19 protein-coding genes, 2 tRNA genes and 3 pseudogenes are annotated in these 21,678 nt (G+C 63.4%); 12 read left to right on the forward strand and 12 right to left on the reverse strand.

The window, feature by feature from the left end; genetic code table 11:
* The first annotated feature begins 113 nt into the window (after positions 1 to 113).
* From XH85_RS37245 to XH85_RS37255, 3 genes and pseudogenes are all read left to right on the forward strand, one after another.
* Entirely contained in the window at positions 114 to 518 is a 405-nt protein-coding gene (locus XH85_RS37245; RefSeq protein WP_128935902.1) for a DUF350 domain-containing protein, read from the forward strand.
* 1 nt (position 519) lies between these two features.
* Positions 520 to 927 carry a hypothetical protein gene (locus XH85_RS37250; RefSeq protein ID WP_128935903.1) on the forward strand — a complete coding sequence of 136 codons (408 nt, stop codon included), beginning with the start codon at positions 520 to 522 and terminating at the stop codon, positions 925 to 927.
* A 58-nt stretch (positions 928 to 985) separates the two neighbouring features.
* A pseudogene (locus XH85_RS37255) lies at positions 986 to 2,142 on the forward strand (glutathionylspermidine synthase family protein).
* 439 nt (positions 2,143 to 2,581) lie between these two features.
* Here the strand turns inward: XH85_RS37255 and XH85_RS37260 are convergent.
* The 6 genes and pseudogenes from XH85_RS37260 to chpT form a co-directional block, all read right to left on the reverse strand.
* Positions 2,582 to 3,454, reverse strand: a complete 873-nt coding sequence (locus XH85_RS37260) for a CheR family methyltransferase (RefSeq protein ID WP_128935904.1) — start codon at positions 3,452 to 3,454, stop codon at positions 2,582 to 2,584.
* Positions 3,451 to 4,644, reverse strand: a complete 1,194-nt coding sequence (locus tag XH85_RS37265) for a protein-glutamate methylesterase/protein-glutamine glutaminase (RefSeq protein ID WP_128935905.1) — start codon at positions 4,642 to 4,644, stop codon at positions 3,451 to 3,453. Before XH85_RS37265 ends, XH85_RS37260 begins: the two co-directional genes overlap by 4 nt.
* 75 nt (positions 4,645 to 4,719) lie before the next feature.
* Complete coding sequence (locus tag XH85_RS37270) at positions 4,720 to 5,085, reverse strand: response regulator (protein WP_007600538.1); 366 nt, start codon at positions 5,083 to 5,085, stop codon at positions 4,720 to 4,722.
* A 70-nt stretch (positions 5,086 to 5,155) separates the two neighbouring features.
* Positions 5,156 to 5,626, reverse strand: coding sequence for a chemotaxis protein CheW (locus tag XH85_RS37275; RefSeq protein ID WP_128935906.1), 471 nt, complete (start codon positions 5,624 to 5,626; stop codon positions 5,156 to 5,158).
* A gap of 21 nt (positions 5,627 to 5,647) precedes the next feature.
* Positions 5,648 to 8,427 (reverse strand): annotated as a pseudogene (locus XH85_RS37280) (hybrid sensor histidine kinase/response regulator).
* Positions 8,428 to 8,624: 197 nt separating this feature from the next.
* Entirely contained in the window at positions 8,625 to 9,278 is a 654-nt protein-coding gene (gene chpT, locus XH85_RS37285; RefSeq protein WP_164935214.1) for a histidine phosphotransferase ChpT, read from the reverse strand.
* A 206-nt stretch (positions 9,279 to 9,484) separates the two neighbouring features.
* On the opposite strand from chpT, the gene cysQ reads away from it, so the two are divergent.
* Positions 9,485 to 10,309, forward strand: a complete 825-nt coding sequence (gene cysQ / locus XH85_RS37290; RefSeq protein ID WP_164940364.1) for a 3'(2'),5'-bisphosphate nucleotidase CysQ — start codon at positions 9,485 to 9,487, stop codon at positions 10,307 to 10,309.
* On the opposite strand, the gene XH85_RS37295 is transcribed toward cysQ, so the two are convergent.
* A complete protein-coding gene (locus tag XH85_RS37295; RefSeq protein ID WP_128935908.1) occupies positions 10,303 to 10,797 on the reverse strand; it encodes a YHS domain-containing (seleno)protein in 495 nt (164 codons plus the stop codon). The two genes, cysQ and XH85_RS37295, sit on opposite strands and share 7 nt — an antisense overlap.
* A 139-nt stretch (positions 10,798 to 10,936) precedes the next feature.
* Between XH85_RS37295 and XH85_RS37300 the strand changes: the two genes are divergently transcribed.
* The 4 genes from XH85_RS37300 (at position 10,937) to XH85_RS37315 (ending at position 14,043) form a co-directional block, all read left to right on the forward strand.
* Complete coding sequence (locus XH85_RS37300; protein WP_128923791.1) at positions 10,937 to 11,542, forward strand: DUF1134 domain-containing protein; 606 nt, start codon at positions 10,937 to 10,939, stop codon at positions 11,540 to 11,542.
* 118 nt (positions 11,543 to 11,660) lie between these two features.
* Positions 11,661 to 12,959, forward strand: a complete 1,299-nt coding sequence (locus XH85_RS37305) for a coiled-coil domain-containing protein (protein ID WP_128935909.1) — start codon at positions 11,661 to 11,663, stop codon at positions 12,957 to 12,959.
* A gap of 158 nt (positions 12,960 to 13,117) precedes the next feature.
* Positions 13,118 to 13,192: transfer RNA gene (locus tag XH85_RS37310), tRNA-Val, on the forward strand.
* Positions 13,193 to 13,869: 677 nt separating this feature from the next.
* Positions 13,870 to 14,043 (forward strand): cold-shock protein, encoded by a 174-nt coding sequence (locus tag XH85_RS37315; RefSeq protein ID WP_128935910.1) that lies wholly within the window; start codon positions 13,870 to 13,872, stop codon positions 14,041 to 14,043.
* A gap of 74 nt (positions 14,044 to 14,117) precedes the next feature.
* Here XH85_RS37315 and XH85_RS37320 read toward each other — a convergent pair whose 3' ends face one another.
* Entirely contained in the window at positions 14,118 to 14,702 is a 585-nt protein-coding gene (locus XH85_RS37320; protein ID WP_164935216.1) for an RNaseH domain-containing protein, read from the reverse strand.
* A 199-nt stretch (positions 14,703 to 14,901) separates the two neighbouring features.
* Here XH85_RS37320 and XH85_RS47085 point away from each other — a divergent pair, with 199 nt between their 5' ends.
* A complete protein-coding gene (locus XH85_RS47085; protein ID WP_128935912.1) occupies positions 14,902 to 15,213 on the forward strand; it encodes a hypothetical protein in 312 nt (103 codons plus the stop codon).
* A 525-nt stretch (positions 15,214 to 15,738) separates the two neighbouring features.
* Here the strand turns inward: XH85_RS47085 and XH85_RS45600 are convergent.
* Entirely contained in the window at positions 15,739 to 15,876 is a 138-nt protein-coding gene (locus tag XH85_RS45600; protein WP_164935218.1) for a hypothetical protein, read from the reverse strand.
* A 506-nt stretch (positions 15,877 to 16,382) separates the two neighbouring features.
* On the opposite strand from XH85_RS45600, the pseudogene XH85_RS48300 reads away from it, so the two are divergent.
* The 3 genes and pseudogenes from XH85_RS48300 to XH85_RS37340 form a co-directional block, all read left to right on the forward strand.
* Positions 16,383 to 16,607: pseudogene (locus tag XH85_RS48300) on the forward strand (recombinase family protein); the annotation flags it as partial.
* Positions 16,608 to 16,793: 186 nt separating this feature from the next.
* A complete protein-coding gene (locus tag XH85_RS47095) occupies positions 16,794 to 17,822 on the forward strand; it encodes a recombinase family protein (protein ID WP_245473852.1) in 1,029 nt (342 codons plus the stop codon).
* Positions 17,823 to 18,303: 481 nt separating this feature from the next.
* Positions 18,304 to 19,347 (forward strand): tyrosine-type recombinase/integrase, encoded by a 1,044-nt coding sequence (locus tag XH85_RS37340; protein WP_128935914.1) that lies wholly within the window; start codon positions 18,304 to 18,306, stop codon positions 19,345 to 19,347.
* A 228-nt stretch (positions 19,348 to 19,575) separates the two neighbouring features.
* On the opposite strand, the gene XH85_RS37345 is transcribed toward XH85_RS37340, so the two are convergent.
* The 3 genes from XH85_RS37345 to XH85_RS37355 all read right to left on the reverse strand — a co-directional run bounded on the left by XH85_RS37345 (position 19,576) and on the right by XH85_RS37355 (position 21,610).
* Positions 19,576 to 19,651, reverse strand: a tRNA-Lys gene (locus XH85_RS37345).
* 168 nt (positions 19,652 to 19,819) lie between these two features.
* Positions 19,820 to 20,416 (reverse strand): Spy/CpxP family protein refolding chaperone, encoded by a 597-nt coding sequence (locus XH85_RS37350; protein ID WP_128935915.1) that lies wholly within the window; start codon positions 20,414 to 20,416, stop codon positions 19,820 to 19,822.
* A 192-nt stretch (positions 20,417 to 20,608) separates the two neighbouring features.
* Positions 20,609 to 21,610, reverse strand: coding sequence for a TRAP transporter substrate-binding protein (locus tag XH85_RS37355; protein WP_128935916.1), 1,002 nt, complete (start codon positions 21,608 to 21,610; stop codon positions 20,609 to 20,611).
* Positions 21,611 to 21,678: the final 68 nt, after the last annotated feature.

The raw sequence follows: 21,678 nt of genomic DNA on the forward strand, positions 1-21,678 counted from the left end.
GACCCCGCCGCAAATGGCGGGGTTTTGTTTTTGGGGCCGCTTCGTACGAAGCTTAACGTTTGAACCGCTACCCTCCGCCAGCCGACGAATGGTCGCTGCACGATGGGGGAACGATGATCCTGCAATCACTCGCCGGCCTGCCCGCTTTCCTGGTCTATTTCTGCACCGGGCTGATCGCGATCGTGGCCTATCTGTTCGTCTACACCCGCATCACGGCGCATAACGAATTCCAGCTCATTCGCGACAACGAGCCGGCCGCGGTGATCGCGCTCGGCCTCAGCCTGCTCGGCTTCGTCGCACCGCTGGTCAGCGCCATCGCGCATTCGGCCAACGTGCTCGACTGCCTGATCTGGGCGACGATCGCACTGATCGTGCAGGTAATCGTGTTCTTCCTCGTGAAGGTCCCGGTGCCGAACCTGTCGGCGCGGATCTCTGCCGGCGAGCTTGCCCCGTCGATCTGGCTCGGCCTGTCCTCGCTCGCCGCGGGCCTGCTGAACGCCGCCTGCATGATCTACTGACATGGCCGACAAATCCTCCAAAAAGGAGTTCGGCAAGCGCCGGCCGGTGACCGAGCCACCGCCTCCGCGGCCGCCGGTGAAGCGCTCCGGCCATGTTGCGCTGCTGGTGATGGGCACGCTCGCGGTCGGCACCACCGCCTACACGATGATGCCGCGGCAGACCTGCGAGCCGCCTCTTGCCGGGGCGACAGTTTCCGGAACGGAGACGCCGGCACAGGTGAGCACTACGTGCAGCAGCAGAAGCAGCTCCTCCAGTGGGAGCAGCTCGCGCTGGTCGTCGCGATCGAGCTTCTTCAGCAGCGATTCCTCGAGCCATTCTTCGTCGGGAACGTCGTCTGACTCGGGCTCCCACAGCGTGAGCCGCGGCGGCTTCGGTTCGTTTGGCCATGGCTTCTCGGGCGGCGGCTAGCGCATGATCCGGAAAAGTGGCCACCGGTTTTCCGGCAAGATCATGCGCAGGAAATAACATGCAACGCATCGTTTGTCTCGAGCGCGACGACTGGCGAGAGACCGCAGCGCAATGCGGCTTCGTCTTCCACACCATCGACGGGGAACGCTATTGGGACGAGCGCGCCTATTACGGCTTCACCCTCGACGAGATCGAGCGCGGCATCGAGACGCCGACCGGCGAGATCGACGCCATGTGCCTGGAGCCGGCCGCGTCATCGGCGATGAGCGCTACTTGCGCCGTTTGAAGATTCCGGAAGCATTCTGGAGCTTGATCGCCGAGAGCTGGAAGCGCAACGACCGCAGCCTCTATGGCCGGCTCGACCTGAAATTCGACGGCAATGGCCCGGCAAAACTGCTCGAATACAATGCGGACACGCCGACCTCGATCTTCGAGGCTGCGGTGTTTCAATGGACCTGGCTCGAACAGGCGATCGAACGCCGCATGATCCCGGCGCGTGCCGATCAGTTCAACTCGATCCATGAGCGGCTAATCGCAGCGTGGAAGCAGATTGCAGCAGGTCGCCACGTCCATCTCACCGGCATCACCGGCAACGAGGAAGACGCCGGCACGCTCGCTTATCTCGAAGACACCGCACGCCAGGCGGGGCTTTCGACCAGGCTGCTCGACATCGAACAGGTCGGCTGGCGCGATGAAGATGGCGGGTTCGTCGATCTCGACGATTGTGACATCGCGCTCGCCTTCAAGCTCTATCCCTGGGAGTGGATGTTCCACGACACCTTCGGCGCAAAGCTCAAGGACGCACCGACGCGCTGGGTCGAGCCGCCGTGGAAAGCCGTGCTCTCGAACAAGGGCATCCTGCCGCTGCTGTGGGAGATGTTTCCAAACCATCCCAATCTGCTGCCGGCCTTCTTCGAGGACGACCTGCGCGCAGCCGAGTTCGGCACGTCCTATGTGCGCAAGCCGCTGCTGTCGCGCGAGGGCGCCAACGTCACGCTGGTGTCGGACGGCATGCCGCTCGACGAGCAGGCGGGTCCGTACGGTGCCGAAGGTTTCGTGCGACAGGCTCTAGCTCCGCTGCCGAATTTTTCGGGCTTCTATCCGGTGATCGGAAGCTGGCTGGTGAACCATGAGCCCTGCGGCCTGTCGATCCGCGAGGACGAGAGCCCGATCACGGGCAACCGCTCGCGCTTTCTGCCGCATGCGATTTTGTGAGAGATGCATCTCTTCCCCTCTCCCCTTGTGGGAGAGGGCTATCGCATATGCATTTCGCGGGGACCACCCGCGAGTTTGCTCCGCCTCTCCCGCTTGCGGGAGAGGCCGACGCGTCCCGGGCGATGCGAAGCATCGTCCCGAGCGCGGCGGGTGAGGGCTCTCACCGCACTGCGATCGCCTCCGCAATTCTCGACAATCCCGACGCGGAGGCACCCCCACCCCAGCCCTCCCCCGCAAGCGGGAGAGGGAGCCCACTGCCGATGCCGAAGCATTATTCACGCCATATGCGATAGCCCTACCTTGTGGGAGAAGGTGCGCGAAGCGCCGGATGAGGGGTTCTCTCCACTCGCAAGATCGTTCGTGAGGATAGAGATCCCTCACCTGGCTTCGCTGCCGCGAAGCCACCCTCTCCCGCAAGGGGAGAGGGTGAAGAGGCACCTCACCGCGCCGCGGCGATCTTCAGCGACGGCGGCATCAGCCCGCCCATCGGGCGGCCGGAGCGCGCGGGGTTGAGCTGGTAGAGACCGCGGCGCTCAGTGATGGGGCGGAACGCGTCGGTGATGCCGACGACGGATTCGGCGGCGCCAAGCAGCAGCGTGCCGTCGGCTTCCAGTCCTTTCGCCATCCGCTCGAAGATCACCGCCTTGGTGTCCTGGTCGAAATAGATGAGCACGTTGCGGCAGAAGATCACGTCGAACGTGCCGAGATGGGAGAAGTCCTGCAACAGATTGAGCTGGCGGAACTGCACCATCGCGCGAATGTCGGCATTGAGCTGCCAGACTTCGCCGACTTGCGTGAAGTACTTCATCAAGTGCTGGATCGGCAAGCCGCGCTGCACCTCGAACTGGCTGTAGACGCCGGCCTTGGATTTCTCCAGCACCTCCTGCGACAGGTCGGTGGCGACAATCTCGATGCGCCAGCCCGCGAACGCCGCGCCCATCTCCTTCACGCACATCGCGATCGAATAGGGCTCCTGGCCCGTCGACGACGCGGCCGACCAGATGCGCAGCGATTTGCGCGCCGCGCGTGCCTGGATCAGGCCGGGCAGGATGGTGTCGCGCAGATGATCGAACGGGATCTTGTCGCGGTAGAAGAAGGTCTCGTTGGTGGTCATCGCTTCGACCACGTCGGTCGCGAGCCGGCCGTCGCCGTTCCTGATCCTCAGCACGAGATCGGGAATGCCAGATAGGCTCGCCTTGCGAGCGAGCGGCAGCAGCCGGCTCTCGACCAGATATTGCTTGTCGGCGGACAGGTCGAGACCGGAGCGCTCTTTCAGGAACTTGCGCAAATAGTCGTAGTCGACCGGCGTCACGAGCGGTCTCCCGCGAACAGGCGATTGACCTTGGCGCCGATCTGGTTGAGCGGCAGGATCGCCGCGCAGATGCCGGCATTGGCGGCCGCGCCCGGCATGCCCCAGACCACGCTGGAAGCTTCGTCCTGCGCGATGACACTGCCACCGGCGGCGACGATGTCCTTGCCGCCGCGCATGCCGTCGGAGCCCATGCCCGTCAGGATCACGGAGAGGATGCCGCCGTGCCAGATGTCGATGGCGGAGGTGAAGAGCGGATCGACCGCGGGCTTGCAGAAATTGACGGCGGGACCGTCGTCGAGCGCGATCACGGTATCGGCGCCGCTGCGCACCACGCGCATGTGCTTGCCGCCGGGCGCCAGATAAATCCGTCCCGGCTTCACCGGCTCGCCATCGATCGCCTCGGCTGCCGGCTTGCGGCTCGAGCGCGCCAGATGCTCGGCAAGAATGGTGGTGAAGGTCGGCGGCATGTGCTGAGTGATCAGCACCGGGACGCGGTCGATCACCGGGCCGAGCTCGGTGACGAGTGCCATCAGCGCCTGGGGACCGCCGGTCGAGGAGCCGATCAGCAACACCTTCGGCGTCTGGGTCGAGAACGGGCGCATCGCCAGCGCTCCCAACGACGGCGCGGCCGGGACCGGCGCAGGCGCGGCGGACCGCGCGACGGCTGGTGCACGTACGGCCGGAGCGGGGCTCGCGGGCGCCAGCGGCGGGCTCGCAATCGCGGGCTTCCTGCGCAGACGCGCGCCGAGGTGACGGATCTTCTGGATCAAATCGTGGTGGAAGGTGTCCGCCGCGGAAGCCTCGCGCGTCGACTCCGGCTTCGGAATGTAGTCAGCGGCACCAAGCGACAGCGCCTTGAAGCTGATCTCCGCGTTACGGCGGGTCAGCGTCGAGGCCATGATGATGACGAGATCGCGCTTCTTCGCCAGCAGTTGCGGCAGCGCCGAGAGGCCGTCGAGTTCGGGCATTTCGATGTCGAGCACGGCGACATCGGGATTGATGCGTTCGATCTGGTTGACCGCCTCGAGCCCGGTGCGCAGCGAGGCCGCGACCTCCATGTCGTGCTCGGCGCCGATCCAGCGCGAGATCAGACCGCGGATGACGACGGAGTCGTCGACGATCATCACCCGCAGCGGCCCCGCTTCGCGCGACGAACCCGTGGTCGAACTACCTGCGAACGCAGTACTCATTACTCACCAACTCAGACTGAAACGGTTCAGTTGAAAACAAGCGCCGAAGGATCCGTTCAGCCTCCGGGCGATCGGTCAGATAAGGCCGACTTCCTGGAATTTCGCCGTCACGATGTCCTTGTCGAAGGGCTTCATGATGTACTCGTTGGCGCCGGCGTGCAGCGCGCGCGCGATGTGCGCGACGTCGTTCTCGGTGGTGCAGAACACCACCTTGGGCTGGTCGCCGCCGGGCATGCGCCTGAGATGGCCGAGGAACTCGTAGCCATCCATCACGGGCATGTTCCAGTCGAGCAGCACCGCGTCGGGCAAGCCGCGCTTGCAGGCCTCCAGCGCCTTCTCACCGTCTTCGGCTTCGAGGATCTGGAAGTCGAGGCCCTCCAGGATCCGGCGCGCAACCTTGCGGATGACGCTGGAATCATCAACGACGAGACAAGTTCGCATGTGAACCTCTGCTTCCTCCCCTTTGCCGGGGCACTTCCAGTTCGGGCCCGATGATGGCGATGCCGCCGTATCAGGCCGCCATCATCTCGGGCGCGAGCTCGAGGACGCGATCGACGTCGAGGACGACCATGAGCTGGCCGTCGAGGCGGTGGACGCCGCCGGCGAGCTTGGCCATGCGCGGATCGAGGTTGACGGGGTTTTCCTCCTTGCCGTCCTCGGGCAGGCGCAGCACCTCGCCGATCTGATCGATCAGGAGGCCATAGGATTCACCGCGCAGGTCGACGCCGACCGCCATCGGCACCTTGCCGTCTTCGGCCTTGGGCAGGCCGAGCCGGGCGCGCATGTCGACCACGGTGACGATGCGGCCACGCAGGTTCAGGACGCCGGCGATCTCGCGCGAGGACAGCGGCACGCGGGTGACGCGCTCGGGCATGAACACGTCCTGGACGCGGGAGATCGGCAGGCCGAACAGCTGGCCGCCGATCATCGCGGTGACGTATTCGACCATGGCGCCCTCGGTGGACTGGGTCTTGCGGCTCATCGATCTATCTCCTTGTCGCCCTTACGCCGCTGCCCGGCTCAGCTCGGAGGCGCCGGCGGCGCCCGCGGTCTGCTCCTTCAGCGCCGCGATCAGACCGGGACGGTCGAACTTGGCGACATAGTCGTGGAAGCCGGCCTGACGGCCGCGCTCGATCGCCGCCGGCGACACCAGCGCGGAGAGGCCGATGATCGGCATCGACCCCAGATTGTTGTCGGAGCGGATCAGTTCGGCGAACTCGAACCCGTTCATGTCGGGCATCTCGATGTCGGTCAGGACCACGTCAAAGCTCTGCGCGCGCAGCGCGGCGAGGCCCTCCTGCGCGGTCGGCGCGGTGCGGACGCGGTAGCCCGCCGCTTTCAGCACCGGCGCCAGCATGTTGCGGAAGAAGGCGCTGTCGTCGACCAGCAGCACCGACTGCGCGTGCAGCGACGGCTTCATCTCCTTGCGGGTGAACCAGTCGGCGAACGCCATCGGCAGGAAGTGGCCGACGTCGATCACCTCGGTGGCCTGGCCCTTGATCACGGCCGAGCCCAGAATGCCCGAACCGGAGCCGCCGACCTCGATGTTGAGCCGCTCCTCGACGATGTCGATGATCTCGTCGACGACGAGGCCCATGGAGCGGCCGTCATCGGCGAACACCAGGATCGGCTGGGCGCCCTGGCTGGCGATGGTGACGCCCTCCATCGCGACCAGCGGCATCAGCTGCTCGCGGTACTGCACCATGTAGCGGCCGTTACTGAACTCGATCTTGTCGGCCGGCAGCTCCTCCAGGCGGGTGACGAGCCCGAGCGGGACCGCCTTGGGCTGGGACGAGCCGGCGCGGAACACCAGCAGCGAGGTGGTCTGCTCGCCACTGCCGATGTGATGCGCCGCATTCTCGTCGGCCATGTCATGGGCCGAGGAGCCGGCGGCGCCGAGCGCCTTGGCAATGCCGTTGGGATCGATGATCATGATGACGGCGCCATCGCCCAAAATGGTGTTGCCGGAGAACATGTCGATGTGACGCAGCTTGGTCGACATCGGCTTGACCACGATCTCTTCGGTGTGAAACACGCCGTCGACGACGATGCCAAAGGTCTGACTGCCGACCTGGGTCACCACGATAAAGCCGTTCTCGGGATCGGACGCGGCGCCATCGTCGATCTTCAAGAGCTTCTTCAGATGGATCAGCGGCAGCAGCTTGTTGCGCAGGCGCAAGACCGCGGTGTCCTTGATGCGCTCGATGCGGTGCTCGCTGTTGGCGCGGGCGCGCACCAGCTCGACCACCGAGAGCTGCGGGATCGCAAAGCGGTCGCCGGCGGCTTCGACGATCAGGGCCGAGACGATCGCCAAGGTCAGCGGGATCTTGATGGTGACCGAGCTTCCCTCGCCGGCCACGCTCTTGATGTCGATGGTGCCGCCGATCTGGTCGATATTGGTGCGGACCACGTCCATGCCGACGCCGCGGCCCGAGACCGAGGTGATGGCGGCCGCGGTCGAGAAGCCCGGCGCGAAGATGAACTTGTGGATCTGGGCCTCGCTCATCTTCTCCAGCTCAGCCTCGGTGACCAACCCTGAGGAGAGCGCCTTGGCCTTGATCTTCTCGGTGTTGAGGCCGCGGCCGTTGTCGGCGATGCAGATGATGATGTGGCCGCCCTCGTGATAGGCGGACAGCCGAATGGTGCCCTGCTCGCCCTTGCCGGCCGCCAAGCGCTCGGCGGGGGTCTCCAGGCCATGATCGGCGGAGTTGCGCACCATGTGGGTGAGCGGGTCCTTGATCAGGTCGAGCACCTGGCGGTCGAGCTCGGTGTCGGCGCCGTGCATCTCCAGCTCGATCTGCTTGCCGAGTTCGCTCGAGAGATCGCGGACGATGCGGGGCAGCTTCTGCCAGGCGTTGCCGATCGGCTGCATGCGCGTCTTCATGACGCCCTCCTGCAGCTCGGCGGTGACGTTGGACAGCCGCTGCAGCGGCACCTTGAACTCGGTGTCCTCGTTGCGGCGGGAGATCTCCAACAGCTGGTTGCGGGTCAGCACCAGCTCGGAGACCATGGTCATCAGGTGCTCCAGCGTATCCACGTTGACGCGGATCGACTGGTTGGCGATGCGGTCGCCTTCGCCGGCACTTTCGTCGGCCATCGACTTCTTCGGCGCGGGCTTTTGCTTGGCGGCTTCCTTCGCAGCCGGGGCTTCAGCCGCCGGCGCGGGCTCGGCCTTGGCTTCAGCCTTGGCAACGGGCGCCGCAGGCACCGGCGCTTCGATCGCGGTCTCGCGGAAGGCGCGCTCGAGCTCGTCGAGCGAGACTTCGCCGGGACGCAACGGGCGCTCCAGCGTCTGTTCGATCAGCGTGCCCGTGGTCATCTCCTTGGTGGGCGCAGCGGCGGGGCTTCCGGCGCCAGCGGCGGCGCGTCGGCGACGGGAGCGGCATGATCTGCTGCCATCGCCGCCATGCCCTGCTCGACCATCGCCTCCAGCTTGTCGATGAGGTCGCGGTCGTTGCCTTCCGGCTCGGCTTCGGTCGCCTCCAGGCCAGCCAAAATCTCCTTGATGCGGTCGATCGAGGACAGGATCACCGTCACCGCCTGCCCGGTCACCGGCATGCCGTCGCGGAATTTGCCCATCAGCGTCTCGCCGGCATGCGCCAGCGCTTCCAGCCGCGGCAGGCCGAGGAAGCCGCAGGTGCCCTTGATGGTGTGGACCAGGCGGAAGATGTTATCCAGGATCTTGGCGTTGTTCGGCTCCTGCTCGAACTTCACCAGCTGATTGTCGACGGTGTCCAGGCTCTCGCTGGTCTCCGTCAAAAACTCCCGCAACAGATCATCCATGAAAACAGGCCTTCATACAGGAAGGGCGCGCACGAGGCGTGATGCGCCATTTCGGAATGGGGCCAGCTTCACCGCAAAGCGTTTAATATTGGTTGAGTAAGTGCAAAAGAACGGAACCAACAAAGAGATAAGGCGCTCCGGACAAACCGAAGCGCCTCGTGAAGATTGGATTAAGACTTCGAGAGCGAAGGGCGCGTTTACGAAGCGGTAACGGTGATGGCTTCGCCTTCCGGTGCGAGCCTCACGGTGAGCCCGCAGGCCTGCGCCAACAGCCGCGTATAATAAGGCTGGATCGCATGCGCATCTGCGGCAGGTCCGCGCTCGCCGCTCAGGAGTTCGGAGATGTTCTGCGGCAGGCGCGCATTGTGTCCGGTCGCGGTGATGCGGAAGCTCATCGTCTCGCCCTCGCCGATCGGATCGATCGTCAGCATGCCGCCGCGCGGGATCGTGTGCTGGGCAACCACCAGCATGTTGAGCAGCAGCTTGACGCGATTCTTCGGCAGCAGGAGCCGCGGCAGATTCCAGGTGATCGAGCACTTGCCGTCCTCGATGTGGCCGCGCGCCATGGTCTGGGCATCGCCGAGATCGATCTGGGCGCCCGAGGAGCCAGCGGCGCCGAAAGCAAGGCGGCAGAACTGGAGCCGGGCCGAGGCCGTCTTGGCACTCTTGCGAATGAGGTCGAGCGCGAACTCGCGGTCCTCGGGCTTGGGATCGTCGTCGAGCACTTCGAGCCCATTGACGATGGCGCCGACGGGGCTGATGAGATCGTGGCAGACCCGCGAGCACAAGAGCGCAGCGAGTTCGAGCATATCGGGAGCAGTAACGGTCGCGGGCGACGAGGCGTCAGACATATAATGGGGTCCTGGAGGGTTCCTGGAATTGCACGGCGCTGGACGCCGCGAATCACGCATGCTTGACGGATGCTGCGGGTTCTAACATTCGCAAGCCTGCGGCAGCTAGCTTGCGATCACTTCGAGGCGGCCATAAGCCCCCAATCGGATCAATCCTGGCGAATCAGTCGAGGAGGAACGAAATTGCCGATGAATGAGGCATCCAAGTGAAGCGGATCATCGACGGCGCGGCCGCATCCGGCCTGATGGAGCCGCTCACCGCGCTGGTGGTCAAGGCGGGCGAAGCGATCCTTGCCGTCAACCGCGCGGCGATGCGGGTGGACGGCAAGCAGGACGGCTCGCCGGTGACCGAGGCGGATCTTGCCGCCGACCGCATCATCGCGGAGGGTCTCGCGCAGCTTGCGGCCGACGTGCCGACGCTGTCGGAAGAGCGGAGCCAGCTCGCCTCGCCGCCGTTTCGCGAAAGCTTCTTCCTGATCGATCCGCTCGACGGCACCAAGGAATTCGTTGCCGGCCGCGACGAGTTCACCGTCAACCTCGCCCTGGTGACTGAAGGCGTGCCGCTGCTCGGCATCGTCTCCGCGCCCGCGCTCGGGCTGCTCTGGCGCGGCATTGTCGGCCGCGGCGCCGAGCGCGTGAGCTTTGACGGCGCAACCATCGGCGCGGCCGAGCCGATCCATACCCGCAAGCTTCCGGCGCCGGGCGAGCCCTGGATCGCGGCGGTGAGCCGCTCTCACGGCGATCCCAAAAGCGAGGCGTTCATCGATGGCAGGCCCAATGCGGTCAGGCGGACGGTCGGCTCGGCCGTGAAATTCGGCCGGATCGCGGAAGGCAGCGCCGACATCTATCCCCGCTTCGGACCGACCTCGGAATGGGACGTCGGGGCCGGCTCTGCGGTCGTGACCGCGGCCGGCGGCAGGGTGACCGACGGCCAGGGCGGCGAGCTCCGCTTCGGCCAGCGCAGCGGCAATGGTTTCATCATCCCGGAGTTCGTCGCCTGGGGCGACCCGCAGGCGGTCGACCGCTACTGACCGAGCTGGTCCTGGAGGGCCGGCCAGCGCTTGCCGACCTCATAGAGGAAACGCTCCGGGTCGGCAGCGAAGGCGTCGCGGTTGGCTTCCCGGCTGAACAGATAGAGCCGCTGCGCCACGAGCGCGAAGAAGCGAGGATTGCCGGCGATGACGACACCGCGGGCGATATCGGCCGGATCATAGCCGCCGAATTGCGGCCCGTAGATCTCGGGATGGGACAGGAAGGAGGCCCGGTTGCCCTCGTTGCGGAAGCGCCAGACTGCGCCCCAGAGGTTCGCCTCGAACTGCGCCTTCCCTCGCACGGCCGCGCCATCGACGAAATAGGCGACGGGATCGAAGCCCTCGATGGCGACGCCACTGAACCGGTTGACGACGATCCGCTCGGTGGTGGCAGCCCTTGCCGGCAACCCTGCGCAGATGATCCAAATGCCCGTCAGCAGGCAGACGAGGCAAACGCGGCGGCCGATCAAGGCAATTCCGGGGCGCAAAGGGCTATCTTCCTGCCGTTGTGCCGTCATAGTTGCTGCGGATAACATCCGAGTCGAGGGGACATCCGGTGCAACCTAGAACCGTGCCTGTTGGCATCAGGTTAAGGAAGCGATCGGTTTCGATATCAGGGGTTCTTTTATGACTTTCGCATCACGCCTTGCTGCGCTCGCGCTCGCCGCGATGGTCGGCTGGATCGTGCCGGCCTCCGCCCAGCAGGCGCCGCCGCCCAACCTGCCGCCGCCGCAGCGGACCCCGACGCCCAACACCTATGGGCCGGACGAGCTCGTGACCGCCGGTCATCGCTTCTTCGGCAACGTCTCGCGCGGGCTCGCCTCGATCATCGAGAAGGCGGTCAGCCAATGGGGTCTGCCCAACGGCTACATCCTAGGTGAGGAAGGTTCCGGCGCCTTCGTCGCCGGCCTGCGCTACGGTGAAGGCACGCTCTACACCAAGAACGCCGGCGACCTGCGCGTCTATTGGCAGGGCCCCTCGCTCGGCTTCGACTGGGGCGGCGACGGCGCCCGCACCATGACGCTGGTCTATAACCTGCCCGCGACCAACGCGATCTACCAGCGCTTCGCCGGCCTCGACGGCTCGGCCTATATCATCGGCGGCTTCGGCATGACGGCGCTGACCGCCAACAACATCGTGCTGGTGCCGATTCGCTCCGGCCTCGGCCTGCGGCTGGGCGCCAATATCGGCTATCTCAAATACACGCCGCGTGCGACCTGGAACCCGTTCTAGGTCTCGTCTCCCAGCTGGGTACGGATCAAGGTTAACGACAGAGCGGGGCTGGCTTTTTGCCGGCCCGCCATGGCATTGTCGTTGGTAAATTTTTCCTTAGCTCTGGGAGTTTTGGCCCATGGTCGAACCGATCATGTACCTGGCGATCGGTTTCCTGCTCTCGATGCTGTGCGGGCTTGCCCTCGTGCCGCTGGTGCATAACCGCGCGGTGCGCCTGACCACGCGCCGGCTCGAGGCGGCCACCCCGCTGTCGATGGCCGAGATCCAGGCCGACAAGGACCAGCTTCGCGCCGAATTCGCCATGTCGGCGCGGCGGCTGGAGATGAGCGTCGAGCAGCTCAAGAACAAGACCACGAGCCAGCTCGCCGAGCTCGGCAAGAAGAGCGACGCCATCAACCGCATGAAGATCGAACTGGGCGAGAAGAACGCCACGATCTTCGCACTCGAGGCGCGCGAGAAAGCGGTGAAGGAGCAGCTCCGCGCCACCGAGGAGGAGTTCAACGCCAAGACCGAGGCGCTGCACGCCGCCGAGCTGGCGCTGAGCGACAAGCAGGCCGAGCTCGCCAAGATCAACTCCGAACTGTCCGACCGTTCGATCATGGCGGAGAGCCGCCAGGTCGAGCTCGTCGTCGTCCGCGCGCAGATCGAGGAATTGAAGAACCGCGTCGGCGATGCCGAGAAGGAGTTTGCCGCGACGCAAGCGCGCCTTGCGCACGAGCGGACCGAATCTGAGACCGCCTCGCGCGAACTCGGCGAGGCGCGCGGCCGCGTCGAGAATTTGAGCCAGCGCGTCACCGAGCTGGATCGCCAGCTCATCGTGCAGGTGAAGGAGGCCGAGATGCTGTCGGGCCGCGTCGCCGACCTCGAGGGACGCCTCGCCACGCAGGGCAAGTTGCTCGCCGAGCGCGACTATGAGAACAACCAGCTCCGCCAGGCCAATGAAAGTGCCGAACGCACCGTCAAGGAGCTCCGCGTCGAGATCGCCGCCTTGAGCGGCGGCAAGTCGTCGGCCGCGTTCGAAGCGCTGCGCGCGGAGAAGACCGCGCTGGAAGAGCAGCTCCGTACCGCGCGCGACGAGCGCGCAAAGCTCCAGCGCGACATCAACGCGATCCAGCAGCAGGCGGAGAGCTCCTGGGCGACCGAGCGCATGGAGAACGCGCTGCTGCGCGAGCGCATCAACGACATCGCCGCCGAGGTCGCCAAGCTCGCGATGCAGCTCGAAGGCCCGAACTCGCCGATCGAGGCGCTGCTCGCGGCCGAGGCGGGCCAGCCGCCGAAGCCGGCGCCGCGCCCGGCCAACGATGCCGCGAGCAACGGCGCGGCCGGTAGCACCCTGCCCGAAGGCGGCGGAACGCTCGCCGAGCGCATCCGTGCGCTCCAGGCCCACGCCTCGCGTGCCCGCCAACAGGGCGCGTAATTGGGCCGAAACCGGGCTTCACCAGCGAATTGCCTGGCTTGCAGCAGGTTTTCCGCCCCCGCGGCGCATGGAAACTTGACACCTTGGGCCCGCACTTCTAAATCGCGGGCTCCGATGTGCCGGCCGGCCGAAAGTCCGGCCGCCTGCATGATGGTCCCGGGCGCATAGCTCAGCGGGAGAGCGTTCCCTTCACACGGGAGAGGTCCAAGGTTCGATCCCTTGTGCGCCCACCATTTAGCCTTTTAGAACCAGGTAGTTAGGGATCTTATTCCCTTGATGTGTGCCCCGAAAAAGCTGGGGCACAGCAGGGGCACGATGGGCTTTGACAAAAATTGCTCCACCCGGAGCTAACCCTCGCAGGCACCCATCGACAATGCCCGCGCCTGACCGGTTGCGAGATACTTTAGCGCAGACCGCTAAGCTTATGGTCAGGTACGAAGGTTACGCGCCCCCCTCGCACGCCCTCACCGTTGAGGCTCCTTTTGAGAGGGCGGCATCGCGCTATGAAGGCGCGCATGACGCTCATGCCCGGCGCGGCGTACAGGGACGTGCGCAGTTGTCCTATCCCTGAGCGCCGTAGCAGCACCACCATCCCCTCGATGGCTTCAAGGAAGGAAACTCCGCCACGCCGTCTCCAACCGCATGAGCGCCTCCGTCGTCGGAGGCAGCCGGGCGCGATCGAGTTCGGACAGCTTGAGTTTTGCCGCCGACTGAATTTGCGCAATCGAGCGGCTAATCGACGGGTGCGCGGTGTTGAGTTTGTTTGCGGCCGCGATCTCGTGCGGTGAGTATGAACGCGCGAAAAGCCTCGATCTGACGAAAATTCAGGCGCTGCGCCACACGCGAGCCCCGACTATGGCGATGCGTCAGGCATCAACGGCGCGGGACGATATGGCAACCAGGTACAGGGATGTCACAACGACCGCGGATATCCATCTGCGAAGCCCATTCATGCGGGTGCATTGGCCATGAGATAGGTGGCGAAGCTGACGTATTTGTTCAGTTTAGGACAGTCGAGAAGGCGGGCTACACCGCTCTTGCTGAGGGGGCCCGGGTCAGCTTCGAGCGCAAGACGGGCAGCTAGGGCAAAGTGTAGCACCACGATAAGCGTCCTCATTGCCTCCGGTTTCCTGCGACGCCCGAACCTCGTTTATCGAGTCAGACGGACTGCCGGCGAGCTCCGCGATTGCGGACGTCGAAGCCATGCGCAGTCAGATAGTGGCGTGCCCGCGCGTTTCCTTCGGGCAAACTTTCGATGAGGCGCTCCGCGGCGGTGGTGTAGACTTCCTCGACGGGGTCGGCGGCGACCGGCAGACCCTCGCGCGTGACGGGCGTCCATTTCCTCTCGGTCAGAACGGAAAGCCGTCCGGCGGACCCTTCTCTGACGCGGACGAAGCGCAGTTTCTTCCACAACGAGGGAGGCGCGGCGGCGACGTCCTCGAGATAGATGTCCGAAGAGATGTTCTCGTGGGAAAGCCAGGACCACAGCGACCGGGCGGAGGTGGAATCCACCAGCACCAGCGCGTTGGCATCTTCGGCCGCAAACTCGTCCACCACGCGCCGCACGAAGGACAGGAAGTTTTCGCGCCTCTCGGGCTGCTTCTCTCCGAGCGATGTGATTCCGGCCGACGCGACCGCGGTCAGCGTCTTCGAGAGAGCTTCGAACTTACCGGTATCCACCGCGCCGTTGCGCAGAAATCCGAGCCTCCCCGATATGCGGCCTGTGGCGACATCGGTCTTCATCGCCACCGCGATCGTCGCTCCTCGGGGCGGCCGGTGCGGGAGCCGGCCTGCGACACGATCGAGATGCCGACGATGGCGCGAGGCCCGGGGAGCATCGACGAACGCAGCTTCCACGATGGGCGCCGGTACCGGTCCGAGCCCCGCATGACCGAAAAGCAGGTCGTAGAGTGCCGCCTGGATGCGATGCATATTCGGCGGCATGGCCAGCCGTCGGCGGGAGGAGATACTGGACGTTGCTGCCGGCGACCGTAGCCAGCGTGTTCCGGCCTACGCTCTTGTTGACCTCGTCTTCGTCCTTGCCGTCGTATTTGAGCGCGGCTTGGACGATGACGGGCGCTCCGGAAAACCCGGTCCGGATCCGCTCGGCGAGCGGCAGCCAAGCTTCCCTCCGGGCGGCGGCCCTCTTGAGCCTGCTATTCATAACGTCGCCGTCCAATTGCTGGCGGGTGCCGTGCACGCCGTCGGGCATCGCGTGGCGGACTACGTTCACCCGATCTCCAAAGATCAATGAGACGACGGAAGCGAACAGACGCCCCTCCTCCTCGCGCCGGCAAACGAACATCAAATTGATAGGGATGCCCTCGCCGAAGGCCTTGTCGAGACGCTCCCGGTTGGCCTGTACCAATGGTTCGAGCGGTACGGCCTTGACGGAGCTTCGCGGCCTCGCCTCTTCTTCTCAGGCGCGCCGAACAACTCCTCGACCCGCGCCGGCACATCCTGCTCTTCCACCCGCCCGAAATGATGGTTGATCAGGTTGTGCAGGGTCGCCTGGTCATGGGATTCCTTGGGCCGCTTGATCATCGCGTCGACTTCCCTAAGCCGGGGCTCCTGAAAACCGAAGCCGCCGATCGGCCTTCTTCGTTTCGACGGCATTGCGCGCAATGCGCTTGAGAACATCCCTCGTGGTCGAGGTCCAACCGAAGCGCAATGGCGGCACCGGCGATGGAGTCGACGGAGGTAGTCCCCGCCAGACAAAACGCGCTCTCGAGGATGCTCTGATCCCCATACGATCGGACGAACAGCGTCTCTTCGTCAGTCATTCGGGATCCATTTCCGGGAAGATCACGTTGGCGCAGTTCCGCAGCGGATGCAGGAAAGGCTCGTAGAGGAGCCGGTAGACCTCGCGTTCGACCGCATCGGCGGAGGAGAGAAGCTCCTGCAGAACGTCGCGCATCGCCACGATCATGCTTGAGCGTTACAGAGAAGGATTGATACAGCCATAGTATAAGACCGCCTTAATGCGCTAAATATACACGGCACCGAAGACATACTTTGCCCGCATCGCGCCCTCCGCCGCTGGGCGTTGTAGATGCTTCTTGAACGAGCTCCTTGGCACGCGAGCTGCGAAGAGAGGTGGTCGCCCAACTGCGTCGACACCGGCGGCGATGGCGGGACTATTTTCTTCAATTGATGTAATTCTTGCTGCAAGCGTCGTATAGATGTTTGATTTGCTCCGGTGTAACTTTCGGGAGCGAGAATGATGGCCAACGCGCTCGATATCTATAAGGCTCATCCGGTACGATCGCAGCTCGGCATGAGAGCGGCACAATATGTCCGCATGTCGACACAACGGCAGCAATACTCGATTCAGAATCAGGCTGCTGTGATTGCAGCATACGCGCACCCCATAGCCTGACCATTGTACGAACCTATCGCGACGAGGGAGAGAGCGGCCTGCTCATCAAGAACAGGGCCGGTCTTATACAGCTCATCAAGGATGTCCAAACAGGAGAAGCCGATTTCGGTCATATTCTGGTCTATGACGTAAGCCGGTGGGGCCGCTTTCAGGACGTCGATGAGAGCGCATATTACGAATTCGTATGCAAACAGGCAGGCATCAACATCGTGTATTGTGCTGAGCAGTTTGACAATGACGGCAGCGTGCTCTCCAGCATCATCAAAAACATCAAGCGCGTAATGGCAGCCGAGTACAGTCGTGAGCTTTCGGCGAAGGTCCACGCTGCGCAGTGCCGGTTCGCCCGACTTGGCTTCAAGCTCGGAGGTCGCCCTGGTTATGCTCTCTTGCGAGAACTTGTCGACCAGAGTCAGCGGTCGCGAGGCGTGCTGAAGAACGGTGACCAAAAGTACCTCATGACTGATCACGTCCGAGTGCGACCCGGCATTCCCGAGGAAGTAGCCGTGGTGAAGTGGATCTTCGAGCGCTTTCTGCAGGTAAAGTCGGAAGCGACTATCGCCCGGGAGCTAAACCGGAGGGCCATACTCACAAGCACGGGAGTTCGGTGGACGCGCGCAGCGGTTAACACGGTGCTTAGAAACGAGAACTACATTGGAAACCTGACCTTCAACCGCCGATCACGCAAGCTGCGGCGGAACTGCACCTGCAATCCTCCCGAGCTTTGGATCACCAGCGAGAGATGTATCGAGCCGATCATCGAACGCGAAGTCTTCCTGAAAGTAAACAAGATCATTGAGGAACGGCGTGTCGATCTCACTGAAGAGGAGATGCTTGCCCGTCTACGCAAAACGCTGCTCAAGGAAGGGCGCCTGAGCTCTGCTATCATAGCCAGCACGGTCGGCCTTCCCTGCGCTTCCACCTATCAAACTCACTTCGGCAGCATGATGAACGTGTATCGGTTAATCGGCTACACTCCCAAGCGAAACTATGCATTTCTTGAGTCTCGTCCGCGCTGGGCGGAGCAAGAGGCCAAGCTGGGCTCTCACATCGCCATGGCCATCAGGAAAGCTGGTGGTCGCATCACCTCTAGCAACCGGACCGATTACTTGCGCGTGCGTGGATCGGTCAACATCTCAATTCGATCAGCCCTCTGCTGCGGAAGGCAAAATCGAGCGCCGTATTGGTCGATCAAGCGCAGGGCACGCCTGCCTCAGGGCTGGATCGCCGCCATCAGGCTGTCTGAGCATAACGAGTCAGTGCTCGATTACGTACTGCTGTCGGCCGACGGGAAAGTAAAACGAACCATAAACTTTTCTGAGAGGGCTCGCGTTCGTCGTGGAATCGCTCGCTTCGATACCCCTGACGCTTTGGCTCGAGCGATCGCCAAGCTAGTAACACTTAAAGACCGTTGTGCACCAGCACCACAGGACAAGCGATCGAGACCAAAGCAACTCCACACCAAGAACGCCCGCGCGCGGCGCTGATCAGACGCAGGCACGAAACTCCGCAAAGCAGTGCTTTATAATCTTTTGGAAGCTTGTCCAGATTTCGAGCGCCTTCACTCTTGCCGCGTGCCGCATCATGTTCCACAAGCCAAGTCCGTGATCATGCGCGCATACTGACCCATTTCCACGCCTGGCTGGCCGAACATACGACAGCCGATCCCACACTCTTTGTTCGGCCGCATTTTCGGGTTTGATCGAAATCCGGCGCCATTCAGAGCAGTGGAGCACAGGGTGGCGGAGCCGCGTGGCATCTCGAAAAAACAAGCTGCGGCTTACGCTGGCTGCGAGTCGCTTTCGGCGTTCAACGAATGGGTTCGACGCGGAATCATGCCTAAACCGATTCCCGGAACACGCAAATGGGATAGAAAAGCTATTGACGCGGCCCTTGACCGGCTATCTGGTTTACAGCCTAAGATTGAAGCTCAACTAACACCATACGACGCATGGAAGGCTTCCCAGAATGCGAGTGCGGCTGAAAGGGATCAACTGGTCCATAAAAAAGCTCGCTGACGGTACATCGAAGACCTACTGGTACGCTTGGAAAGGAGGTCCGCGCATTGACGCGGAACCCGGCACACCGGAGTTTATGCGCCTCTACAACGAAGCAGTGTCGCCGTACACAACGAAGACTGCCGAGACGTTTAGCTCGCTCATTGACTACTTCAAGGACTGTTGCGAGTACAAAGATCTCGGCGACAAGAGTAAGCGCGCTTACGATGGATATCTCAAGCTCGTCGATACCAAGTTTGGATCGATGCCAATCGGCGCTCTCGAAGACAAGCGCGCGAGGGGTGACTTCAAAGAGTTTCGTGATTCATTCTCCGATACGCCGCGCAAGGCGGACTACGTTTGGACAACGATTGCTCGTGTTCTGTCGGTTGCGAAGGATCGCGGCAAGATCACAGTGAACGTTTGCGAGCGCGGCGGGCGGCTTTATGACTCTGATCGATCGGAGATCGTGTGGAGCGCCGAGGACATCCGGGCCTTCTGCAGCGTTGCGTCCGTTGAGCTGCAGGCGGCTCTACTGCTTGCACTGTGGACGGGCCAGCGCCAAGGGGACCTGCTGCGCCTAACTTGGAAGGACTACGATGGCACGTACATCCGGATGCGTCAGTCTAAGGGACGCGGCAGCAAGGGCAGGCGCCGTGTAACCATACCGGTGGGGCCGCCGCTAAAGGCAGCGCTTGATGCTGCGCTCAAGGAAAAGCGCTCTGCAGTGACCATTTTGGTCAATTCGTTCGGACGGCCGTGGACGGAGGACGGCTTCAGGACGAGCTGGGACAAGGCCTTTAAGAAAACGTCCTTGAAGGACCTGCACTTCCATGATTTGCGCGGCACTGCTGTTACGCGTCTCGCGCTATCGAACTGCTCGGTGCCAGAGATCGCCTCGATCACCGGCCACTCGATGAAGACCGTGCAGGAGATCCTGGACACGCACTACCTGGGTGGCCGGCTCGAACTCGCGGAGTCAGCGATCAAAAAGCTGAGCGAAGTGTACGGGTAGGAACAACAGATTGGGATGTGGATCGATTCCAGGTGAAGGCGTCCTCGGTCGCCAAGGCTTCTGCGTGAGAGAGTGCTCCACGGCGCCGCGGAAACGAGCTAGTCTAGACGTTGCGGTAACGCGCAGCCATCCCGCCATCGGCGTACGGACAATGAACAGATTTCTCAAACCGGACGTCAAACCGAATGGTCCGTTCTGACGCGCACTGCTGTAAGTGCTTGATTTGCTTGGTGGGCGCACCAGGGCTCGAACCTGGGACCCGCTGATTAAGAGTCAGCTGCTCTACCAACTGAGCTATGCGCCCGAAAGGCGGTTAAGGCCTTGCGAGGCCGGTCGTTTAGCAAAGCGATCCGGGTATGGCAAGCGATGGGACGCAAGTTTTCCAAGGCTTCGTCCACACGTCCAAAAAAGCGAAAAGCCGCCGGATTCCAGCGGCTTCGCCAGGGTTAATCCGGGGACAATCCGGCCCCCCTTAGAGCCGGCCTTCGCCGTCCCGGTCCGGACCGCCGTCGCGGTCGAAACGGTCACGGTGGAAGTGCTCCATGCCGCGCTCCATCATGCGGTCCATGCCGCGTTCCATGAAGTGGCGGGGCGGGCTGTCCTCGCCGCCGCCGAATGGGCCGCGCTGGCGGGTCAGCACCGCGAGGCGCCGCTTCTGGCCCTCGTCCAGCGTCTTGTAGAGCGGATCGGCGGCATCGGCGATCTTCTTCAGGGCCGCGGAACTGGCGCCCATGTCCTCGGCGCGCTGGCGCAGGCGCGCAATCGGATCCTCCGGCTTGTCGGTATCGCCCGGGCCGGCATTCATCCGCGCATTGGCGCGGTCGATGCGCAGCTTGGCGAAATCGCGCACGGCGGCCTCGACCGGCGGCCACAGCTTCTCCTGATCGGCATTGAGCTTCAGGCCGGCATGGACGGCGGCGATCCGCGCGTCGACGAAGGCGGCGCGGTCCTCGGGGTTCATGCGGATGTGATGGAAGCGCTCCATCCACGGGCGATGATATTGAGCATAGACCACGCCCGAGCCGGCGATGCTGAGCACGGCGATGGCAGCGATGGTGAACTTCCTCATACGGACCTCCTCTGGAAGGATGCCCTGAGGATGAGCGCGGTGCGGCTGACGCGCAACTTACAACTTGGACAGGAAGCGGCGCTCTTACGACGACGTGACGCCTGATTTTACCGCCAGCCACAATTGGAAATCATTCGCAACAAAAGGCTTCCGTGCAGCTCGCACGGAAGCCCCCTTCATCGTCTTTCCAGATCAGTTGGTCGTGCTCTTGGCTTCCTTCAGGAATTCGTCGATCAGCGGCTGGCCGACGCGGCTTGCGGCGTCCTTGTAGACCGGCTCCATCGCCTTGCGCATCGCCTCGTCCTGCTCGCCCGTGAGCTTGATGATCTCGCTCTTGCCGCTCTTCTTGATCTCGGCGAGCGCGTCGTCGTTCTCCTTCTGCGACTGCGCGTTGCTGAAGGCGGTTGCCTCCTTCATCGCCTTCGAAAGCTGGTCGCGGATGTCGGCCGGCAAATCGTCCCAGAACTTCTTGTTCACGATCACGACGTAGCCGATGTAACCGTGATTGGTCTCGGTGATGTACTTCTGCACCTCGTGCATCTTCTGGGTATAGATGTTCGACCAGGTGTTCTCCTGTCCGTCGACGACGCCGGTCTGGAGTGCCTGGTAGACTTCCGAGAACGCCATCACCTGCGGCAGCGAGCCGAGCGCCTTGAACTGGGCCTGGAGCACGCGCGAGGACTGGATGCGGAATTTCACGCCCTGATAGTCGGCAGGCGCGATCAGCTTCTTGTTGGCGCTCATCTGCTTGAAGCCGTTGTCCCAATAGGCAAGTCCCGTGATGCCCTTGGCGTCCAGCAGCTTAAGCAGCTTTGCGCCGAGCGGGCCTTCCGTCACCTTCCGCAGCGTCTTCAGGTCGGGAAGGATGTAGGGCAGATCGAACACCTCGAACTCGCGGATGCCGAGCGGACCGAATTTCGAGTTGGACGGCGCCAGCATCTGCACGCTGCCGAGCTGGAGCGCCTCGAGTTCTTCCTTGTCCTTGTAGAGCGTCGAGTTCGGATAGACTTCGACCTTGACCTTGCCGCCGGTGTACTTCTCGGCGAGCTCCTTGAATTTCTCCGCCCCCTTGCCCTTCGGCGTGTCGGTGGCGACGACGTGGCTGAATTTGATGATGATCGGGTCAGCGCTGGCGGGGCCGACAAGGCCCAAGGCCAAAGCCGCGACGGAGGCCGCGATCGCAAAGGTGCGCATAATCTCTCCCTGGTGTTATTGGGCCGCTCGGCATGCCGAGCGGCCTATCCTCATGCCGACAGCATCAA

This window comes from Bradyrhizobium zhanjiangense, from assembly GCF_004114935.1.
Taxonomy (GTDB): Bacteria; Pseudomonadota; Alphaproteobacteria; order Rhizobiales; family Xanthobacteraceae; genus Bradyrhizobium; species Bradyrhizobium zhanjiangense.